Below are 17996 nucleotides of genomic sequence, written 5' to 3' on the forward strand. Positions count from 1 at the left end.
CAACATAATTTGTGTTTGGCAGCAAGTGCCTGTGAAGGTCCTTGCTGTTTTTTTTGTAGGAAAAAAGGTTCTACCGTAATTAGTGTAAGTTAACCAAAACATTTTAACTTTCTCTCAATATCGGTATATTCTATAAGCTACCGTGCACGGTTTCTTGAGGATTGTTTCTCTTATAGGGAAGCCTCAAAAGGTTAATGTTTTAGCATTGCGCAAGTGTTAACCTACACAAATCCCGTCCATAAAAAATAAAAGGCACAGATGGCAGGGTAAAGGAAGTGATACACGGGAAATTTTTAGTGTATCGGAAAAACGAAAAAATAAATGAAATCTGAAAAAGATTCCCTTTTGTTAATCTTTCATAAACATTCCGATACAATAATTATAAGAAAACATTATTTTGCTGAATCCTATAGTCTTTTGGGGATACAGGAAGTTGACAATTGTAGCAAGAAGAACGTAGCCCAATTTACGGAAGTAACAACATCGTCATGGCGGGTGGTCGCAAGGCAAAGTCTCTCGTGCTCGTATATTACTGTGATGATGGCTCGGAGTGTCGGAGCAATTACCCCGAACAACTCCATGAGCCCCATTTCTGACATCCCTACATTAACGCTTGGAATCATTCTTTCCATACATCTCTATTGAAACTTCATGGAACGACTGATTAAGACGGTCACCGAACATTGTCAGATCCTTGTCGATTTTCTCGGTGGTTATCTTACAGTACTTCTGCGTAGTGACGATGTTCGTGTGTCCCAATACCCGACTTACACTTTCGATGAGGACACCCTTGCTCAAAGCCAGCATTGCGAATCCATGGCGATTTACGTGAAATGAGATATTCTTGGTAATTCCGCACTCCTTTATTATCCGTTTCAACAACTTGCAGACAGACCTGTAGTTCAGGGTGGAAAACACGAATCCGTTCTCTTGAAACCTCTCATAACGCTTGATAATCTGCAAAGGAATATCCAGCAGCTTCACTTGAAAATTCACTTTCGTCTTATGTCGTTTCGACAATATCCACTTCTCTTCATTCACTTCCGCTATGCTATCAATGGTCAGCTCCTTTATATCCACAAAAGACAGGGCGGTGAAACTAGCGAACACGAACAGATCGCGGATATAAGCCAGCTTTCTGTTTGAAAACTCGTGTGTCATTACCATCTTGATCTCATCCTCGGTCAGATATTCCCGTTCCTTGACGTTCTGGTTGACACTGTACTGGGCGAACGGGTTTCTCGGTGTCAGACCGTTATAATGAGCCTTCGCTACGATTGTTTTCAACCACATGCAGTTTGACCACACACTGGCGTTATGAAGTCCCGCATCAGTGGAAAAATAAATTTCATACTCCTTGATGAAGTCCGAGGTAAGCTCGAACAAGGAAACATCACTCCGCCTGTAGCATTTCTTTATGAACGCAGCCAAGTGGTTTCTTGATTTTACCCGCACTTGATACGAGCTTTCTGCCCGGTCTATACCGATACGTTTCTTGAAACTCTCATTCTCCTTGTCGAACGCACCGAGCAGTGTTTCATATTCCGTAACGAACCACTGAAAGGTATTGCGTACCATCTCGGCTGTAACAAACGCTTCCCTGTCCGAAAGGCGCTGATAGTGTTTGATGATTTGAGCTTTGATGTTGTATAGGGCGAGATTGATGTCCCGCGCTTCCTTGCTCTTTCCTTTCGCTCGGTTGCCTTTCGCATCCCAAAGCCCTTTGGCAATGGTCTGCTTACAACTGAACTGAGCTACGGAACCGTTGATTGTCACCCGTCCCATAATCGGAACAATACCGTTTTTCTCCTTGCTACCGTTCACATAGAACAGCACTTTGAATGTACTACGCATAATTCAATTTTCTTTTTTCGTTACAAGATTAACTATCTGCTAGTTATATATTATCACGCAAAATAAGGCAGGTAGTGGAAACAATCTCCGACTCTCTATGAATTAACTTGGTTATCGGGTAATGATTTGAAAACAATTCTTTTTCCAAAAGATATATACCTATTTTTCAAAGATTTACAATTCTATTTCCCTGAGGTAGGTAATGGATTTGTAACGTGCTATCTTCTTTGTCTTGCTTCAAAGTGAAGTGGGATGATTAGCTGTTGGCAAAGGTAATCATATTTTCTGAATGTTCAATGCTGGATCTAAATTAATCATCATATTTGGTGATGTTTTTACGAATCATAAAAATATAAATTCTATTTTTAATCTCGGATTTTGTAGTTTAATTACAATATATTCGATTATAATTTTATCATGTGGCGTTTTATTTATATCTTTGCACTCAAAACAAGATAAATGCAACGATTATGATAGCAGAGTTCAGCATTGAGAATTATTTCTCTATTAAGTCGGTTCAAAAAATCAGTTTTGAGCCTTCGTCAGACACATTCATGTCCGATGAGTATTCGTATGAAGTAAAAGAGGGTGTCCGGTTATTGAAAATAGGAATTATTTATGGTGCTAATGCATCAGGCAAAACCAATATACTGAGTGCTATTGATTTTTTCAGAATGCTTGTTCTGAGAATGCCTAAAAATCGTAATGAAAAAACAGAAGTTGTTCCTTTTATGCTTGATGATACTTCAAGGAATGAAAGAACAAAAATGTCAATGGTGTTCTATATCAATCAATCGAAGTATATCCTTAGTTTTGAATTGGACGAGAAATACATTTACTCTGAAACATTAATCGTCTATGAATCCATCCGTCCTACAAAATTGTATAGCCGTAGTTATGAAGCTGATACAGACTCGACAAGCATAGAGTTTGGAGCAAATCTTAAAATGACAAAAAAGAGCCAAGATGTGATTTCCGGCAACACTATCAATAATTGTAGTGTGCTTGCGGCATTTGGTAAAAGTAATGTAGAACGGACTAAACTGAATGATGTGTACGATTACTTTGCCAAACAAGTGAAGGATGTATTGGCTCCGGGAATGTCACTGTCGGGATATGTTAAATCACGATTGGATAAAGATGAAACCGGGGATTTGAAGAGATTTATTTTAGACTTCCTGAAAGCTTCTGATTTTAATATAGAAGATGTTGCCTTGCGAGAAGAAGAAGAATTGATTACTCCTGAATTGGAGCAGTTGATACAAAATGCCCCTATTGATAAAGAGGCAAAGGCAGAGATGCTGCGAAAGGGTAAAATTACAAATACGGAACTGACTTTCAAGCACAAGGCTGGCGATAGTCTATATGAGTTGTCTGAAGAATACGAATCCAATGGTACTATAAAATTTTTGGGAATGGCAGTGATTCTGAATTTCCTGTTAAAGACCAATCGTTTTGTACCCATTGACGAAGTGGAGACAAGTATCCACTACGAGTTGCTGGCTTATTTCATAAAGGTATTCTTAGCAAACAGTAACGGGACATCCCAAATGCTCCTGGCGACACACGACATAAATCTTCTCAATGAGGATTTCATTCGTCGTGACACGATATGGTTCACAGATAAAGACGAACTTGGCGAAACTAAAATTGTGCGTCTTTCTTCTCTTGGACTGCACAAAAATCTTTCTCCGTATAATGCCTATAAACAAGGGAAATTAGTAAAGCTGCCGTTTTTGGGTAGTCAGTATATCAACCTGAATGACTAATGATATGGGACGGACAGTGACAAAAAGTATCGCCATCATAGGCGAGGGAGAAACGGAATGGTTCTATTTCGATTCTTTGAGGGTAGCGTGTCGTTATCCTTTCAAGGTTGCGCCAGACTTTCCGCAGCACAGCGACATCAACCATATACTGAAACTGGTAGAGTCTTATTTGAACAAGCAGTATGATTATATCGTATGCCTGTTTGATATGGATAGACTGTTTCAGTTTCCATCAGAAATGCAATTATATCAGCGTGCAAAGAAGAAGTATGCAGCAAGAAAGTATGCAGGAAAAGTGATGTTTGTAGAAACGAACCCTTGCACAGAATTTTGGTTCTTGCTCCACTTCTTGCCTAATGTGGTTTGTCGACGATACGATAGTTACGAACAGCTGCTTCCCGAATTGCAGAAATATATGCCAGGATATGAAAAGACAAAACGATATTTCATACGTACCAACCTCTATAAATACCTGACAGAGAATGGTGATTTGGAACGAGCCATATCAAACTCAGAAAAGTTGTGCCAACTCTGCAAAGAATCGCCAGAGGATTTGAAGGCATACTCGGAGGTACATAAGGTGATAGAGTTATTAATTAATTCATAAAATATACATTGATAGAAAATATGAGTTTTGACAAAAACAAACATTTAAGAGAAGTGTTAGATACACACAAAATGTGCCACGTGCAGGATTTCGTGAATAAAGTAAAAAAACGTAGAGAGGAGATTAAGGCCAAAATGCACGACCATTATGGTTGCGACAAGTATTCTTCGTTTGGCTCTGGCAGTTTTGCTAAGCATACTGCCACTAATGTGAAATTCGACCTTGATTTGGTGGAACCGTTCAAGCGTAATGCTTTCGGAACATTACAGGAGATGTTTGATAGCGTACACGATTTCCTTGCAGAGGAATATAAGAATACTGGTGTGACTATTCGCAGGCAAAAGGTTTCAATCGGTGTAAGTTTCCCTATTGAAGAGGGAGATGAAAAACCGGTTGAACTTGATGTGGTGCCTGGTAGAGAACTAAGCGATAATAACTATCTTGATTCGCATGATTTGAACCTATGTTTTAATGAAGACCATTGGGGATTCAAAAAGGGATCAAGCCAGAAAACGAATATCCAGAAGCAGATTTCGCATATCGAAGGTAAGTCGAGTGAATGTCAAATTATTCGTCTGCTTAAAATATGGAAAAAGCAAAAAGATAAGAAATATAAGTCTTTCGTTATTGAACTGGCCGTAATTAGAGCCTTAGATGGTTATAATGGTGATATGGGTCTTTGGCCAAGATTAAAATACACGATGGAGTATCTACGTGACCACATTGCGGAAAGTAGTTTTCACCTTTTTGACCCAGGTAACACGAACAACGATGTCGTGGGGACTATGCAGGACTACGATAGACAATCGTTTAAATCTGATATGGAAAGCATGCTCAACAACATAGACAGTAATCCTGATTTATATTTGCCCTACTACTTCAAGGTAAACGAAAAATATTGCGGATATAAAGAGAAAGATACAGGTGCTGCTTATCCTACAAGTACAAAACGGTTCGGATAGTAAAATATGATGACTGCAGATAAAATAAAGGAATTGATAGGTCCCATTCACGGCGTTAGTCTTATTGAAGATTTTATCATTGATGAAGCAGGTTCCTTAAAAGGCCGTATTGCCGTGGTTACAGATCAAGAACATGCTGACTTGGAATGGTATGTAGAGATTAGTCCTACTTATCCGTTCAAAACTATGGGCATGGAACCTATCCATTTTCAAAATAAAAATCTGCTGGATTATCCACACATTATGCAGGAAGGAAATCTTTGCATGCACCCTGCGGAATATGATAATGCAGAGAGTCAGTTTGTGAACGACTTGAAACAGTTGAAGGAATGGGTCGAGAAATACTATGTTAGGGGAGAAAAGGATGCTCACTACGAGCATTTGGTAGTGAATCATCATACGATTCGCGGGCAGTATTATACTTTCTGTTTCGCAGAGACTCAAGAGGATTTTACTGAAAGAGACTACGGAATAGTACACTATACGACATTACCAACAGGTCGTAAAAAAGACACGCCAGTTATCAACTATGTGGTACAAAAGTTTGTGTCGTGCGTACAGGTAAAGAAGACGGAAATGTTCTGTAGGATTAGTAAATCCTACCAAGAATTAAGATCGTTTAAGGGAGTATATTGTCTGCTGAACAACATTCCATCTGTATACAACAAGTTTATTGTTGAAAATTACAATTCTATCAGGGGACTTTTCTCGCAGAGTCAGAAAAACTATATCCATAGTTTTGTGGTATCGCATAGAGGCAAGTGTGATTTCTTCCCGTTGTTTTGTGGATATAGAATTCCCGAAGGTGGTGTTCACTGGCAGGCAATGATTCTCTTCATGGATGATCTGCCAATAGAACCTGTGCGGGTGGGCACTGGTAAGAATAGGCTTTGGTTAACTGATTTTAGGCAAGGGCAAATCCAATGGGCAGAAACTGTGGATATTTCCTATAAGTATTTCTTTGGGCGTGGAGCTATGCCCAAAGAACTGGCTAATAAGAAAATGCTGATTATGGGTGTCGGGGCTATAGGAAGTATTTTGGCAGAAACTCTAACAAGATGTGGTGCGAAAAACCTGACTCTATATGACATAGACAATAAAGAACCTGGTAATGTTTGCCGGTCTGCATATCCTTTTTATACAGGTATAATTGAGAAAACCCTGGATATAACGAGTTTACTGACGCAGATTTCGCCTCATGTTGAATGTACCAGTTTGAAGTCTATTGCTGACTTAGTGATAAAAACATATGCGGCAGGGCATGAGGACAAAAGTGCTCTTGCAGAATTCTTTGACGAGTTTGATGTGATATTTGATTGTACTACGGATAATCAACTGATGCGGGTAATGGATTCTATTGGGACGAAAGCCCAATTGGTTAATCTCTCAATAACCAATCACGCACAAGATTTGATATGTGCCTTTTCTCCTAATATAACAGAGACTGTTTTGTTGGTTTATGGCTTATTTAAACACGATGTGGAAACAGACATGTACAATCCCATTGGTTGTTGGAATCCAACCTTTAAGGCTTCGTATAATGACATAGAATGCAAAGTGCAAGTCGCCGTGAAACATATTATCAAGATGTTGAGCAAGCAGGAACCATTAAGTGATTTTTATATAACAGAAGACGACTTGAATTTAAAGATAAACAAGTTATGAAGTATTATTTGGCAAGTAATGATTTGTATATAGAGATACCAACCGTAGTATTCAACCAAATAAAGCTGCAGGCTGAGGGCGAATATCCTAATGAGAACGGAGGAATGCTTGCGGGACGATATTCTACAGATAGGCATACGGTATATATAGAAAAAGTTGTGGTGCCTGTGGAAAAATTGACTGGTAGGACAAAGTTTATGCGCATTACCAAGGGCTTGGAAAATGTATGGGAACAATTAGCCAAGGAGGGGTTGCAATATGTGGGCGAATGGCATAGTCATCCAAATGGTTCCACACAATATAGCAGTACAGATTTGGCGGCTATGATAGATATTGAGAAGGAAGTGGCCATTGAGAATCCGTTACTACTGATAGTCAGTGTTAGAAGTAATGGACTTAGTGCTCATAACTTTTATTGTTATATGAATAATCAATTGTTAGAATACAAGAAAATGATAGATTTAAGGGATTTATTTCATGGCTTGCAGAACCAGATGCTGGCTAGCCTGAATGTAAACAGGGAATTTATTGAACATCCCGGCAGCAAAGGTGATGCTACGGAGCAACATTGGATTGAGTTTCTACGAACCTATCTTCCTGACAGATATAAAGTGGATAAGGCTATAGTGATAGATTCGACAGGCAATGTTAGCGAACAGATGGACATAGTCATTTATGATGCGATTTACACACCTTTCATATTCAAACAAGATGGCTTTATGTATATACCGGCAGAAAGCGTGTATGCCGTATTTGAGGTGAAACAGGATGTGAAAGGGTATATAGAATATGCAGCCCAGAAAGTTGAGAGCGTTCGTACGCTGAAAAGAACAAGTATTGGTATGGTTGCCTCAGGAAAAACTGCGGCCGCTCGACCACTAACTAAGATAATTGGCGGTATTTTAACTACGACTAGTTCATATAGCGGGAACGATACGGTAAAAGTACAGTTAAAGAAATTGAAAGGGCTACAGACATTGGATTTAGGATGTCTCTGTGATACAGGCAGTTTTTATGTTGATTATAACGAAACAGAACCTGAAGGCATAGCCCCAACCAGCAGTATCGAGGATAATCGCAAGTATATAAGACAAGTGTATGAAAGCCGCGAAGTAAAAGAGGTTAAGTTTAGCGACAAGGACGTGTCTCTTTTTACATTCTTTCTTCAGCTTGTAAACTATTTAAAGTTCATTGGTACTGTTCCTGCGATAGATATCAATGCATACCTGAAGGCTATTCATGCAAAAATTGATGAAGATATTTAAAAGTAAATGTACAACAGATTTCGTGAACTTCCACATAATTATATCTCGTTTCAGAAAATAGATAGAAAGGGTAGAAGATATGCCTATCAAAAGAAGCCCGTAAATATGGTTTATTCTTATATTAATGAGCAAAATAAAAAGGCAGTTGAAGGTGCTGCATCTGCCGCAGCAGAGAGAAATATTCTCTTTTCTTCCTATCTTGGAAGAAAGTGATGCTTTAATTGTTGGAGCATTGATTTTCACGATGATAGGTATTGGAAAATCAACTCCAACAATTAAACTATATTCAAGCCCCCGAAGCTCACAAAACGGTATAATTAAAATCTTAATATTGGCAAAGTGTTTACTATATCTACTGTTTGACAAGAGAGCATAATAACCGATAGAAGCAGGTCGAGGATATAACGGGGTTGTTCGTGTTCTCGTGACCAGTCGTTAGGGTCATTCTTGATTTGGGACGCTTTGTCGATTGTGACAGCATAGCGTTCCATTATCCACTCAATTGCGGATTTGCCATTAACGATATATTCATAGGTTTTAGCAGGAATGTTCTCAATGGTAATATGGTCATTGTAAATGATACGAGTCTTATCGGCAACGAGTTTCCCGTTTTCGTTACGGACTTTGGCAAACCTCATTTTATCAACGGCAAAGTATTGGTAGGTTTCATCCGTCCAGTCGTTTTGCCAAATATCCATATCGCCATTTACATCAACGTCACAAGCACGATGAGCTAACATAGGCATTGTAGCGAAAAACAGATAATTTCCATCTTGCCCAATAGCCTGCTCGTTTATGTTTTGTTCGTAATTTAGATGCAGGTCGGCAAGTTCTTTGCCTGCTTTATAAAAGGACATGAAGTCCTGTACGCTATCCACAATGGGGATGCGAGGCAATGACTTTTTCAAATCATCGGCAAATCGTTCACGGTATTGCCGAGAATGAAGTAGTCCATACACATAGTAGAAGATATGTTCTTTAGTTATGGCTTTTGAACCTCCGAAACGGCTACGGACTTCTTTCAGAATCCAATCGGTTATTCCGTCCCGACGAATATATTTGTCTGTTTCCACATCATCAAAGAGTGTCGCTTGCGGATTCGCGTTTTCTTCATACCAATAAAGAGGAAGATACTGAGCTTTATCAACAACTTGTAAATCAGAAATACTATCTGTAATCAATGCTGCAAACGGCTTTTGTTGTCCAACTCCACTCACAGCAATAACAAGATTATGATATTTAGGAGTAGGATATAAACATTGCCATATACCAGGACACTCTATAAATGGACGATGATAATACAAATGCTGTTTTGTAAATGGTCGATAAATTTCCTGCACAAAAGTATTCTCATTATAAGTATGGTATAACCCTTTTGTAAAATCATTTTTTAACGCACGTGTCCAACTGATTTTTGTCTTATTCTCAGAATAGCCACTTGTGTATTCTATTCCATGATTGTAAAAATCAATCATAGAACGCATATTGCTTGCAACTCTATCTTTTGAAAATCCAGATACCCAAGCATCTCGGTTGGTTGCTACACCAATGGCATAAGTGCTAAATACACTTTGGGCGTTCAGAGCAAATTTCTTTTCTGGAGTTAGTGGAATCAAATTATCAAATACTCCATCACGTTGGTTTATCCAATCAGCCTTTTCATTAGGTGTGATAATCAGCCATTCCAATTTTTGCGAAGAAATAGAACGGAAGTCTTTTACCATTTTAAGTTTCTGTTCACGAGTAAGGTAATCACCTATATCGTGGTAATGGATAACTGCCTTCTGACCTTTCTTTGCCGGATTCTTTACAAGGAAAGTAATCGTAATGGGAGTACGTGAACCACTACCAAATATTTTTCCACCCTCTTTACGTGACAATTCGCCCGATGTGCGCTGATTGCCACGTAAATTCAGCACATAAATGGAAGCAAATTCATCTTCAAAGCATCTACGCATACCATCCTGCCCAGCTCCGTCAATCCATGCACCATTACTTATAAATGCAACAATGCCTCCTTCATTTTGTGGAATACGGTCGGAAGCCCAACGAAACGCCTTTACATAGCTATCGTATAGAGATTTGTTCAAAGTAGCCGAACTCTTCACAGCATATGTTTCCGACACACGTTTATCAAGATGCGGGTAGGATAAATTCTGTGCATTGTCATTGGCAGATTTTTGTCCGATGGAATACGGCGGATTCCCAATAATTACCCTTACGTGTGTAGCCATCTGCTTCTTCACTCGTTTTGAATTGTCTTGGAAAAACTCGGTAAAAAGTTCGTTGTGCTTTTTCTCTGCCAACTGGAACGTATCGGTCAGACAGATACCGCTATATGGCAAGTAAGTTTCCCTGTGGGTAATGTCATGGAATACCGATTCGATATTAACATCAGCGATATAATAGGCCAGCAGTACAATTTCGTTACAATGAATTTCATTCTGATACTTGCGTTCCATATCCTCAGGTTGGATAAGACCAGACTGGAGTAAACGAGTAATAAAAGTGCCAGTTCCAGTGAATGGATCAAGGATATGTACATTTTGTTCAGTTAGAGATGTCTTGAACTCTGCTTTAAGAATGTCATCCACAGACCGTATGATGAAGTCCACGCATTCCACCGGTGTATAAACAATACCCAGTTTCTCCACTGTAAGCGGAAACGCACCTTTGAAAAACTTTTCATAGAGATTCTTTATAATTGTCTGCTTACCCTCCAAATTATCAATACCGCCTACATTGGTTTTTACCGAACGATAGAATCTTTCCAGCACCTCGGTATCTTTTTCAAAAGCCTGTTCTTGCAATAGGTCTATCATACGCTGCATGGAACGGCTCACGGTATTATTATTGACAAACTGATAATCAGAAAACAGAGCATCAAATACAGGTCGGGTAATAATGTGCTGTGCCAACATTTCAATGGCTTGAGCGGTATCCACTGATGGATTAAGGTCTCGCTGCAATCCCTTTAAGTATTCATTGAAAGACTTTTTGTGTACGCCGGATTGAATGAGTTTGGAAATGCGTTCAATAAATTTGTGCGCAATCAATCCAACCTCTTTTGCCCAATTCTCCCAATAAAGGCGGTCACCGCATTTTTCCACGAGTTTGGCATACATGCCGTCCCGTAACTCATCGAAACGGAGTTCCAACTGTCGGGCTATTTCCGCATTCTCAATTTGTTGTGCTTCCGCTTCTCCATCATTTGCTCCAAATCCCGGTCGGCCTATGGTAACAGACGGTGTGCCAGTCTGCGTGTTCGGCTTCTGTTTGTTGAGTGCTATCTTGTTCACCATCGCATTGAAACGGTCATCGTGTGAACGGAGTGCATTCAAAATAGCCCATACCACATCAAAAGTCTTGTTGTTGTCAAGAGCTTCCTCTGCAGAAATATCGGATGGCACTACAATAGGGATGATAATATATCCATACTTTTTTTCATCGGATTGCCCTTTGTGAAATGTACGCATTACACGGCCAACCGACTGCACCACATCTACCTGCGAATTACGGGCAGAAAGAAACAGTACGGCATCAAGAGAGGGCACATCCACACCCTCGGATAGGCAGCGCACGTTGGTTACAATACGGCATTCGCGTTCATTATCAGGTTCGTCCGCCAGCCATTGTAGGATTCCATTACGCTCCTGCGAGTTCATAGAGCCATCTATATGCCGTGTCGTTACTGAAACGGTATGCGAAAGACTTTCTGAATCAAGATTTTCTTCGTATTTTCCGGATATTCTCGGAAGCACCGAAGCTACATATTTTGATGTTCCGGCTTTTGTTTCGTTGCCTATTGCAGAACAGAATGCCACGGCACGGCGCATCATGCGTGGGTCGGCATCCCATGTGCGATGGTCGTCGCCCTGTATCATTTTTGACAATCCGTTTATTACTCCAATGAGCTTGGATGTGTCGTCAAAATTCAGTTCGGTGGTAGAATTGGTGATGTCTTGCTTTATGTTGTTCGGCACATCATCTTCGCTAACGGTAAGAACAAGTGCCTTGTAATCAGTTAATAAGCCATTTTGAACGGCGTATGAGAAATTCACGCGATAAAATTCCTCTCCATATAAAGTTTTGTCATCCATCGAACAGAGAATGCAATCCTTTTCTGATGCCTTTATCTTGGCTGATTCACCATATAAACGTGGTGTGGCAGTCATATAAAGGCGTTTCCGACCTTGTACATTCTCATCGGAATGTATCTTGATAAAGTTGCTCTCATCCTTTTCGGCTATTTTTACACCGGTAGTGCGGTGCGCTTCGTCACAGATAATAAAATCAAACACGCCATATTCTCCGTTTGTCTCGAATAATATCTCTCGCTGCGCAGCAGAAACGGCATCTATGGATTGGTAGGTGGAGAACACGACTACCAAGCCGTCATGATTCCGATATTTCTTTAATTGGGATGCAATGGATTGTGGATTGGTAGATGCAGGTACGGCAAGGTCAACCACGCTGTCATCCGTATCATCAGATTCCTTGGTGGTCTTGCGTGAGGCTTTGGAGTCAGAACAGATACAGACAGCCTTAATGGACTTCTTTGCATCTGCCGACCATGCGTTGAGTGACTGTCCCAATAATGCAATGGACGGAACCATGAACAGCACCAAGCCTTTGTTGCCAAACAACTGTTCCGCAATGAGCAGCGAAGTGTAGGTTTTACCTGTACCGCAAGCCATAATGAGCTTGCCCCTATCGTTACCATCTGCCATATAATGAACATATGCTTTGGATATGGCATTCAATTGGTGCTCACGAGGCTTCTTGCCATCCACGAGTGCAGAATTGCCGGTTAGACCGTCCATCAGTCTTTGCCAATCCACAGGTGATGAATCAAGGTCTGCCATACCAATGCGCGTAACAGGTGGTTCCTGGTTTCGGATAGCTTCTTCTGCATTAGCCCCCCAATGATTTGTGGTGGAAATCCAAATGCGATTTGAAAATCGGGCAGTCTGGAATGTTACTTCGTTTGTGAACGTGCGGCTGGAAGTGGCGAGAAATGAATCTACAGCAGGCTTGTCTATGATGGAATCCTCAGCATAGCATTTACACTGGATAGCCCAATAGTCACCCAATTCAGTCTTGGCCACAAGGTCAATACCGGTATCAGCACCTCCGAAATCATTCCGTCCCGGAAAATCTTCCCATAGCCAAACCGATTCAAGCTCATTGTAGCGTGGGTCTGTCAATAACCATGAGCGCATCAGTCGTTCGAACTTTGTACCTTTTTCCCTTTCCGTGAATGATTCGGTACGGAATTTATGTAGTATTTCTTTGAAATTCATCTCTTGATAAGAGAACTACTTCAAATAGACATACGCTAATAATCAGTGCTATAAAGATGAAATACTACAAACTTGTAAAACAAATACATACAAATCACCTGTTGTATGTCATTATAAGTGAGGATTTAAGGTGCTATTTGAAATATTATGCGTACCTTTGCAAGGTAAACTATAACTCTTATCAAGAGATTTAGCTGTTTGCTAAACAGATTTCATCATATAATTCCGGTTACAAATCCTTCAGAATAAGGCTGTTCGCCTTGTCTACCACGTTTGTGTCAAGCGATACGAGATAAATGCGCGTGGTCTCTTCCGAATCATGCCCCATACCCTCACTGATAATTGAAAGAGGAATGTTCTTGCTCTTGGCAACACTCGCCCAACAATGTCGGGCAACGTGCATGGTCAGCGATATGGGCAGCCCGGCCAAACGAGCTACTTCTTTCAATGCCACATTGATGCGGCATAAGGCATTCCTGTATTGTGTCCGTTCATCGGAACATGGATTGATGATTATCGGCAGGATATAGCAAGTGGTAATGTTCTTCCCATACTTGGCGATAATGTCTTCCATGCACTTCTCCCACTTTACTGTGAGTTGCTGCCCTGTTTTTCTTCTCCGATACATGATAACCCCATTCTTCAAGTCTGATTTTTTCAGGTAGGCCATATCAATGAATGACATACCACGGGTATAAAAGGAGAAGAGGAACATATCCCTGGCATAGTCCAAATGCGGTTTCAAGGTCAGGTCAAGTTCCTTGATGTGTTTGATGGCTTTCAACGGGATGGCACGTTTTACCGTCTTCCCTATGCCCGTATAAACGTGCTTGAAAGGGTGTTTCTGTTCCGTCAATTCTTTTTCAACGGCACGATTATAGACAGCTCGCAATATTCTCATATAGAACGAACTGCTGTTCTTGGTCAAGCCTCTATTGTGCAACCATGCCTCGTACATCAGCATCAAGTCTGAACAGATCTCATCCAACAATACATCTTTACTCTCATGGAATTGCATGAAACTTCTGAGTGTAGCCTGATAGGTTTCCGAAGTTCTATGCTTGCCCATTTGTTTTAGCTTTGCAATAATGCCACTCATGAAATTAAATAAAGACTGTTCTTCTGCTGCTTTCTGAAATGTGATGATTATATCATCAGCAGTGTATATAACATGCTTATTTTCAAATCTGCTTATGATAGATTGTAATCGCTTAATGTCCCAGTTTATTCGCTCCTGAATCGACTGCAGAAAATCATATCGGTTTTCAGAACCTATTATGATTGAACCGTTATTATCGTTCCACTCGTGTGTAAAAAGTCGGTAATCCGTCTTTAGCTGACGGATTATTCGATTCTTAATGACTTGATAATAGATTGTACCCTCCTTACCGGCTATTGTAGAAGGTCTGAATTTTACTTTGATACTTGCCATACGCTCACTTTTTAGGTTTATCCGTAATAGCCTTGTCTTTGATAAACTTTGCCTTGCTGTTCAATTCTTTGGCTGCTTGTTCCTTCAATCGTGCTTGCTCAGAAAGAGCTGCTTGCTTTCTAACCGCATCCTCATAGGCTTCCACATCATTACGCATTTGGTAGATTTTGGTATTGTTTCGATTGATACCGAAAACATCTTCAAGATCCATTAGTTGTTCAGGCGAAGCCTCACCTTTCATCTTGATGTAGCGATACTTCAAGTCATTGTCGATACGGTCATAATCCGGTTGTCGGGCGAAATAAAGGGCTGAACCGAATGCGGCAAAAAGAAACATATTGACCATAAGCAACGCCCAGGTCGGCTTGGAGGCAAGGTCGAAGACAAACAAGTGCCTGACCTTATCGGGCTTGCTCATTCTCCCTTTGACGGATGCCGAAAGCATTTCCACTTTTTCTACCACCTGTTGCAAATTGCGTGTTTCCGTTGCTGTAAACCGTTCCAATAGATTCTTCTGCGATTCAAAGTTTTGCAGTTGTGCATTCCTAAATTCTGATAACAACCCCGAAAACTTGTCCGAGGTTGAATCACGTTTCAGCATGTTCGCGGTATCTGTTTTAATCATGACAAGGGCTTCCATGACTCGTTTGAATGCCGTTTTAACGGTATCCAAATCCTGTTTGACCTCCAGTAATGAAGATTCACTTACTCCATTGTTTACTTCGGATTTTCCATTTGCCGATTGGGGTATGGATAACCCGTTTATCTTGTTCTCGATTCTTTCCAAGCACCCGTAGATGCTTTCAATATATTCTTCATTTTTCATGTCTCTGATTTTTAATTGTTATGTTTTTATCTACTATTGATTGAGCTACAAACCCAACCCTTTCTTACGTTTCTTTTTCTTCCGCCTGCGAAGCAACTCGTCATACGGAATTTGCTCGTCCTGCGGATTATTATCCGATGGCAGGAAAAGTCCCAATCCACCTTCAAGCAAACCGTTGTCTTGCGGACTTTGCTGTTGTTCCATTAATAGGGTAGGCTCTTGTTGCGTTTTTTCAGGTTCGAATTCTTGCCCCGATCCGGACTTGTTCCAACTTAATTTGGCATTGAGTCTGGCAAAACTGAAATCCCTGCTGATTTGCGAAGCCTTGAATGTCAGACCGTCTTTGGTAAAACGGATTCCCTGAATGTCATTCAGTGTCTTTATCTCACGACTTCTTTTTACAAACTCCAGTTTGACACCTTGTCCGGCTAAGTTGTCATTGAACTCTTTCCATGTCTTGGAGGACTTTAATGCTTTCTTCACTGCATTGTGAATCTCGTATTTCACACGATCTGCCGGGCGAAGTTTCTTCACATTGGTCTTACCTTTATCCTCGGCATATGTCAGTCTGTACTTGTCTTTCTGTTTCTTCGTGGCAATCTCATTACGCTTGTAATCACCTTGTGAGGAAATCACTTTGCCGTCATATCCGATACGGTTATAGACCAAATGACAATGCGGATTGTCTGTGTTATTATGCCTTACCAATATGAATTGAGTGTCTTTTATGCCCATCAAATCCATGTATTCCATTGCGATTTTAGCCATAAACTCATTTGTGAGTCTTGGCTTGTCTTCGGGTTTGAAACTCAAAGCGATGTGTCCGACAGGCTGTTTTATCTTCGGATTAAGCATACGCTGGTAGTTGAAACTGTCCGTTATTTCACGGATATTGCCCAACAATACACCATCGGAAGCGATGATTTCAGCATTGTCTTTGCCCATCACGTAGCGGATGCAGCCGCCAAAGGATTTTCCTTTCTTTATCTTGCCAATCATAGCAGCCTCCTTTCCGATGATTTATACTCGTTCATTATCGCTTTCAGTTTTTCAAGCAATTCCATCAGTATATTCTTAGTACGATTGATTCCCACCTGATGCGACAACTTTGTAAGCTGGTTCAGGTTGTTCGCCATTCCCACAAGATTGCGCATGGTGGCCGCTTCCTCCGGAGAGTGCTTGGCCACAATCTGTGCATTGAACGTGGAATCCCTGATGTATTCCGCAAGCGTCCTGTTCGCCTGTCTGCTGCGAAGACATAGTCTGTCGTAGTCCGGCTTGGAGAATTTCACCGTCACTGATTTGGAGAGTTTGCGGAAACTGCTTGCTTTCGGTCTCCCTCTCGGTTTGCTCCTGTCTTTATTGCTCATGTTACTTGGTTTATTGTGATCAGTCATTTTACTGTCTAGGTATTTCTTACAATCTGCGACCGTTGGGAGCGGATTACTTCCACTTGTGAAAGTGGAGCGAGGTTTTTCGGGCATCCCGAAAGATAACCTCGCTCCCTCCCCGAAACAGACGTTTCACTCCTCACTCCGATTGGAGGGATTCAAGGATGCCTGACGGTAGTAATGCAGCGTGCAGAGACATTTTTCATCGGGCATATGTTATAATTTACGCCACTGCTCGAACTCTTCCGAGTAGATTTCAAGATGTTGCCGGGCGATGTTTTCAAGAAGTCCCGAAACACTCATTCTGCGGCTTGACGAGTTTGCGGACAAACTCGTCAAGCCTGTCACGTATCTCGCAACTGACAAATACGGGTTTGCGGTCTTTGATTTTCGGGACTTGCAGAAAAGCGGTACGGTATTCGTCCAATGACAACCTGCGTTGTCGGCTGCTAACCCGACAACGGGGTGTCGAAAATGTCCCGTCTTTCCCCCATCGGCATTTGCAGATTGCCGGATTGGATTTCGGATTGTTCCGTAACGGTTAATGGAGTTTTGATACCGACATCGCCAGTAAACGATTCTTCTGTGCTTTCAAGGTTTTCACCATCGGGAAGAAGCTGCGACATTTCCGTATCGGTCATGGCTTCCCATTGCTTTTTGCTAAAACTTTTCTTTGTTGCCATAATCTTTGAATTTCAATCGGTTTATACAGTGGTCTCAGTGCGCACATAGACCTGTTATCGGCAACAAAGGAAGTAGGTATACTGCACGGAATCAAGCAAATGGAGATAGCGTGGCAATTATGATGGATCTTGCATTTTAGCCACTGAATCAACGGTGTAAACTGCTATGATTTGCCATACTCTCACGATTATAGATATTGGATAATGATTCGTTAGAACAGAGTTTTTGTTGAATCCGG

General features: G+C 40.9%; 12 protein-coding genes and 1 pseudogene. 6 read left to right on the forward strand and 7 right to left on the reverse strand.

Annotated features, from left to right (window positions below):
• Positions 1 to 606 precede the first annotated feature (606 nt).
• Positions 607 to 1857, reverse strand: a complete 1251-nt coding sequence (locus KTG12_RS20000) for a site-specific integrase (RefSeq protein ID WP_138273441.1) — start codon at positions 1855 to 1857, stop codon at positions 607 to 609.
• Between the two features lie 467 nt (positions 1858 to 2324).
• Here KTG12_RS20000 and KTG12_RS20005 point away from each other — a divergent pair, with 467 nt between their 5' ends.
• The 6 genes from KTG12_RS20005 to KTG12_RS21995 are packed head-to-tail and all read left to right on the forward strand — an operon-like array spanning position 2325 to position 8335.
• A complete protein-coding gene (locus KTG12_RS20005) occupies positions 2325 to 3623 on the forward strand; it encodes an ATP/GTP-binding protein (protein WP_155143604.1) in 1299 nt (432 codons plus the stop codon).
• Positions 3624 to 3627: 4 nt separating this feature from the next.
• A complete protein-coding gene (locus KTG12_RS20010; RefSeq protein WP_138273438.1) occupies positions 3628 to 4230 on the forward strand; it encodes an RloB family protein in 603 nt (200 codons plus the stop codon).
• A gap of 20 nt (positions 4231 to 4250) precedes the next feature.
• On the forward strand, positions 4251 to 5192 hold the full coding sequence (locus KTG12_RS20015) for a hypothetical protein (protein ID WP_138273436.1): 942 nt from the start codon (positions 4251 to 4253) through the stop codon (positions 5190 to 5192).
• A 9-nt stretch (positions 5193 to 5201) separates the two neighbouring features.
• Positions 5202 to 6857, forward strand: coding sequence for a ThiF family adenylyltransferase (locus KTG12_RS20020; protein WP_173022593.1), 1656 nt, complete (start codon positions 5202 to 5204; stop codon positions 6855 to 6857).
• Entirely contained in the window at positions 6854 to 8122 is a 1269-nt protein-coding gene (locus tag KTG12_RS20025) for a DUF6602 domain-containing protein (RefSeq protein ID WP_138273433.1), read from the forward strand. The genes KTG12_RS20020 and KTG12_RS20025 overlap by 4 nt, the downstream gene beginning before the upstream one ends.
• Before the next feature lie 6 nt (positions 8123 to 8128).
• Positions 8129 to 8335 carry a hypothetical protein gene (locus KTG12_RS21995; protein WP_229055529.1) on the forward strand — a complete coding sequence of 69 codons (207 nt, stop codon included), beginning with the start codon at positions 8129 to 8131 and terminating at the stop codon, positions 8333 to 8335.
• Positions 8336 to 8439: 104 nt separating this feature from the next.
• Here KTG12_RS21995 and KTG12_RS20035 read toward each other — a convergent pair whose 3' ends face one another.
• From KTG12_RS20035 to KTG12_RS22385, 6 genes and pseudogenes are all read right to left on the reverse strand, one after another.
• A complete protein-coding gene (locus KTG12_RS20035; protein WP_138273431.1) occupies positions 8440 to 13425 on the reverse strand; it encodes a type ISP restriction/modification enzyme in 4986 nt (1661 codons plus the stop codon).
• A 229-nt stretch (positions 13426 to 13654) separates the two neighbouring features.
• Positions 13655 to 14857: a site-specific integrase gene (locus KTG12_RS20040; RefSeq protein ID WP_138273429.1), complete on the reverse strand. Its 1203-nt coding sequence runs from the start codon at positions 14855 to 14857 to the stop codon at positions 13655 to 13657.
• Positions 14858 to 14861: 4 nt separating this feature from the next.
• Positions 14862 to 15683: a hypothetical protein gene (locus KTG12_RS20045; RefSeq protein WP_138273427.1), complete on the reverse strand. Its 822-nt coding sequence runs from the start codon at positions 15681 to 15683 to the stop codon at positions 14862 to 14864.
• A 45-nt stretch (positions 15684 to 15728) separates the two neighbouring features.
• Positions 15729 to 16682, reverse strand: a complete 954-nt coding sequence (locus KTG12_RS20050) for a relaxase/mobilization nuclease domain-containing protein (RefSeq protein ID WP_138273425.1) — start codon at positions 16680 to 16682, stop codon at positions 15729 to 15731.
• Positions 16679 to 17053, reverse strand: a complete 375-nt coding sequence (locus KTG12_RS20055; RefSeq protein ID WP_173022590.1) for a plasmid mobilization relaxosome protein MobC — start codon at positions 17051 to 17053, stop codon at positions 16679 to 16681. The genes KTG12_RS20050 and KTG12_RS20055 overlap by 4 nt, the downstream gene beginning before the upstream one ends.
• A gap of 237 nt (positions 17054 to 17290) precedes the next feature.
• Positions 17291 to 17757 (reverse strand): annotated as a pseudogene (locus tag KTG12_RS22385) (DUF3408 domain-containing protein).
• Positions 17758 to 17996 lie beyond the last annotated feature (239 nt).

Origin of the sequence: Parabacteroides sp. MSK.9.14 (genome assembly GCF_019041495.1) — a bacterium.
Classification (GTDB): Bacteria; Bacteroidota; Bacteroidia; order Bacteroidales; family Tannerellaceae; genus Parabacteroides; species Parabacteroides merdae.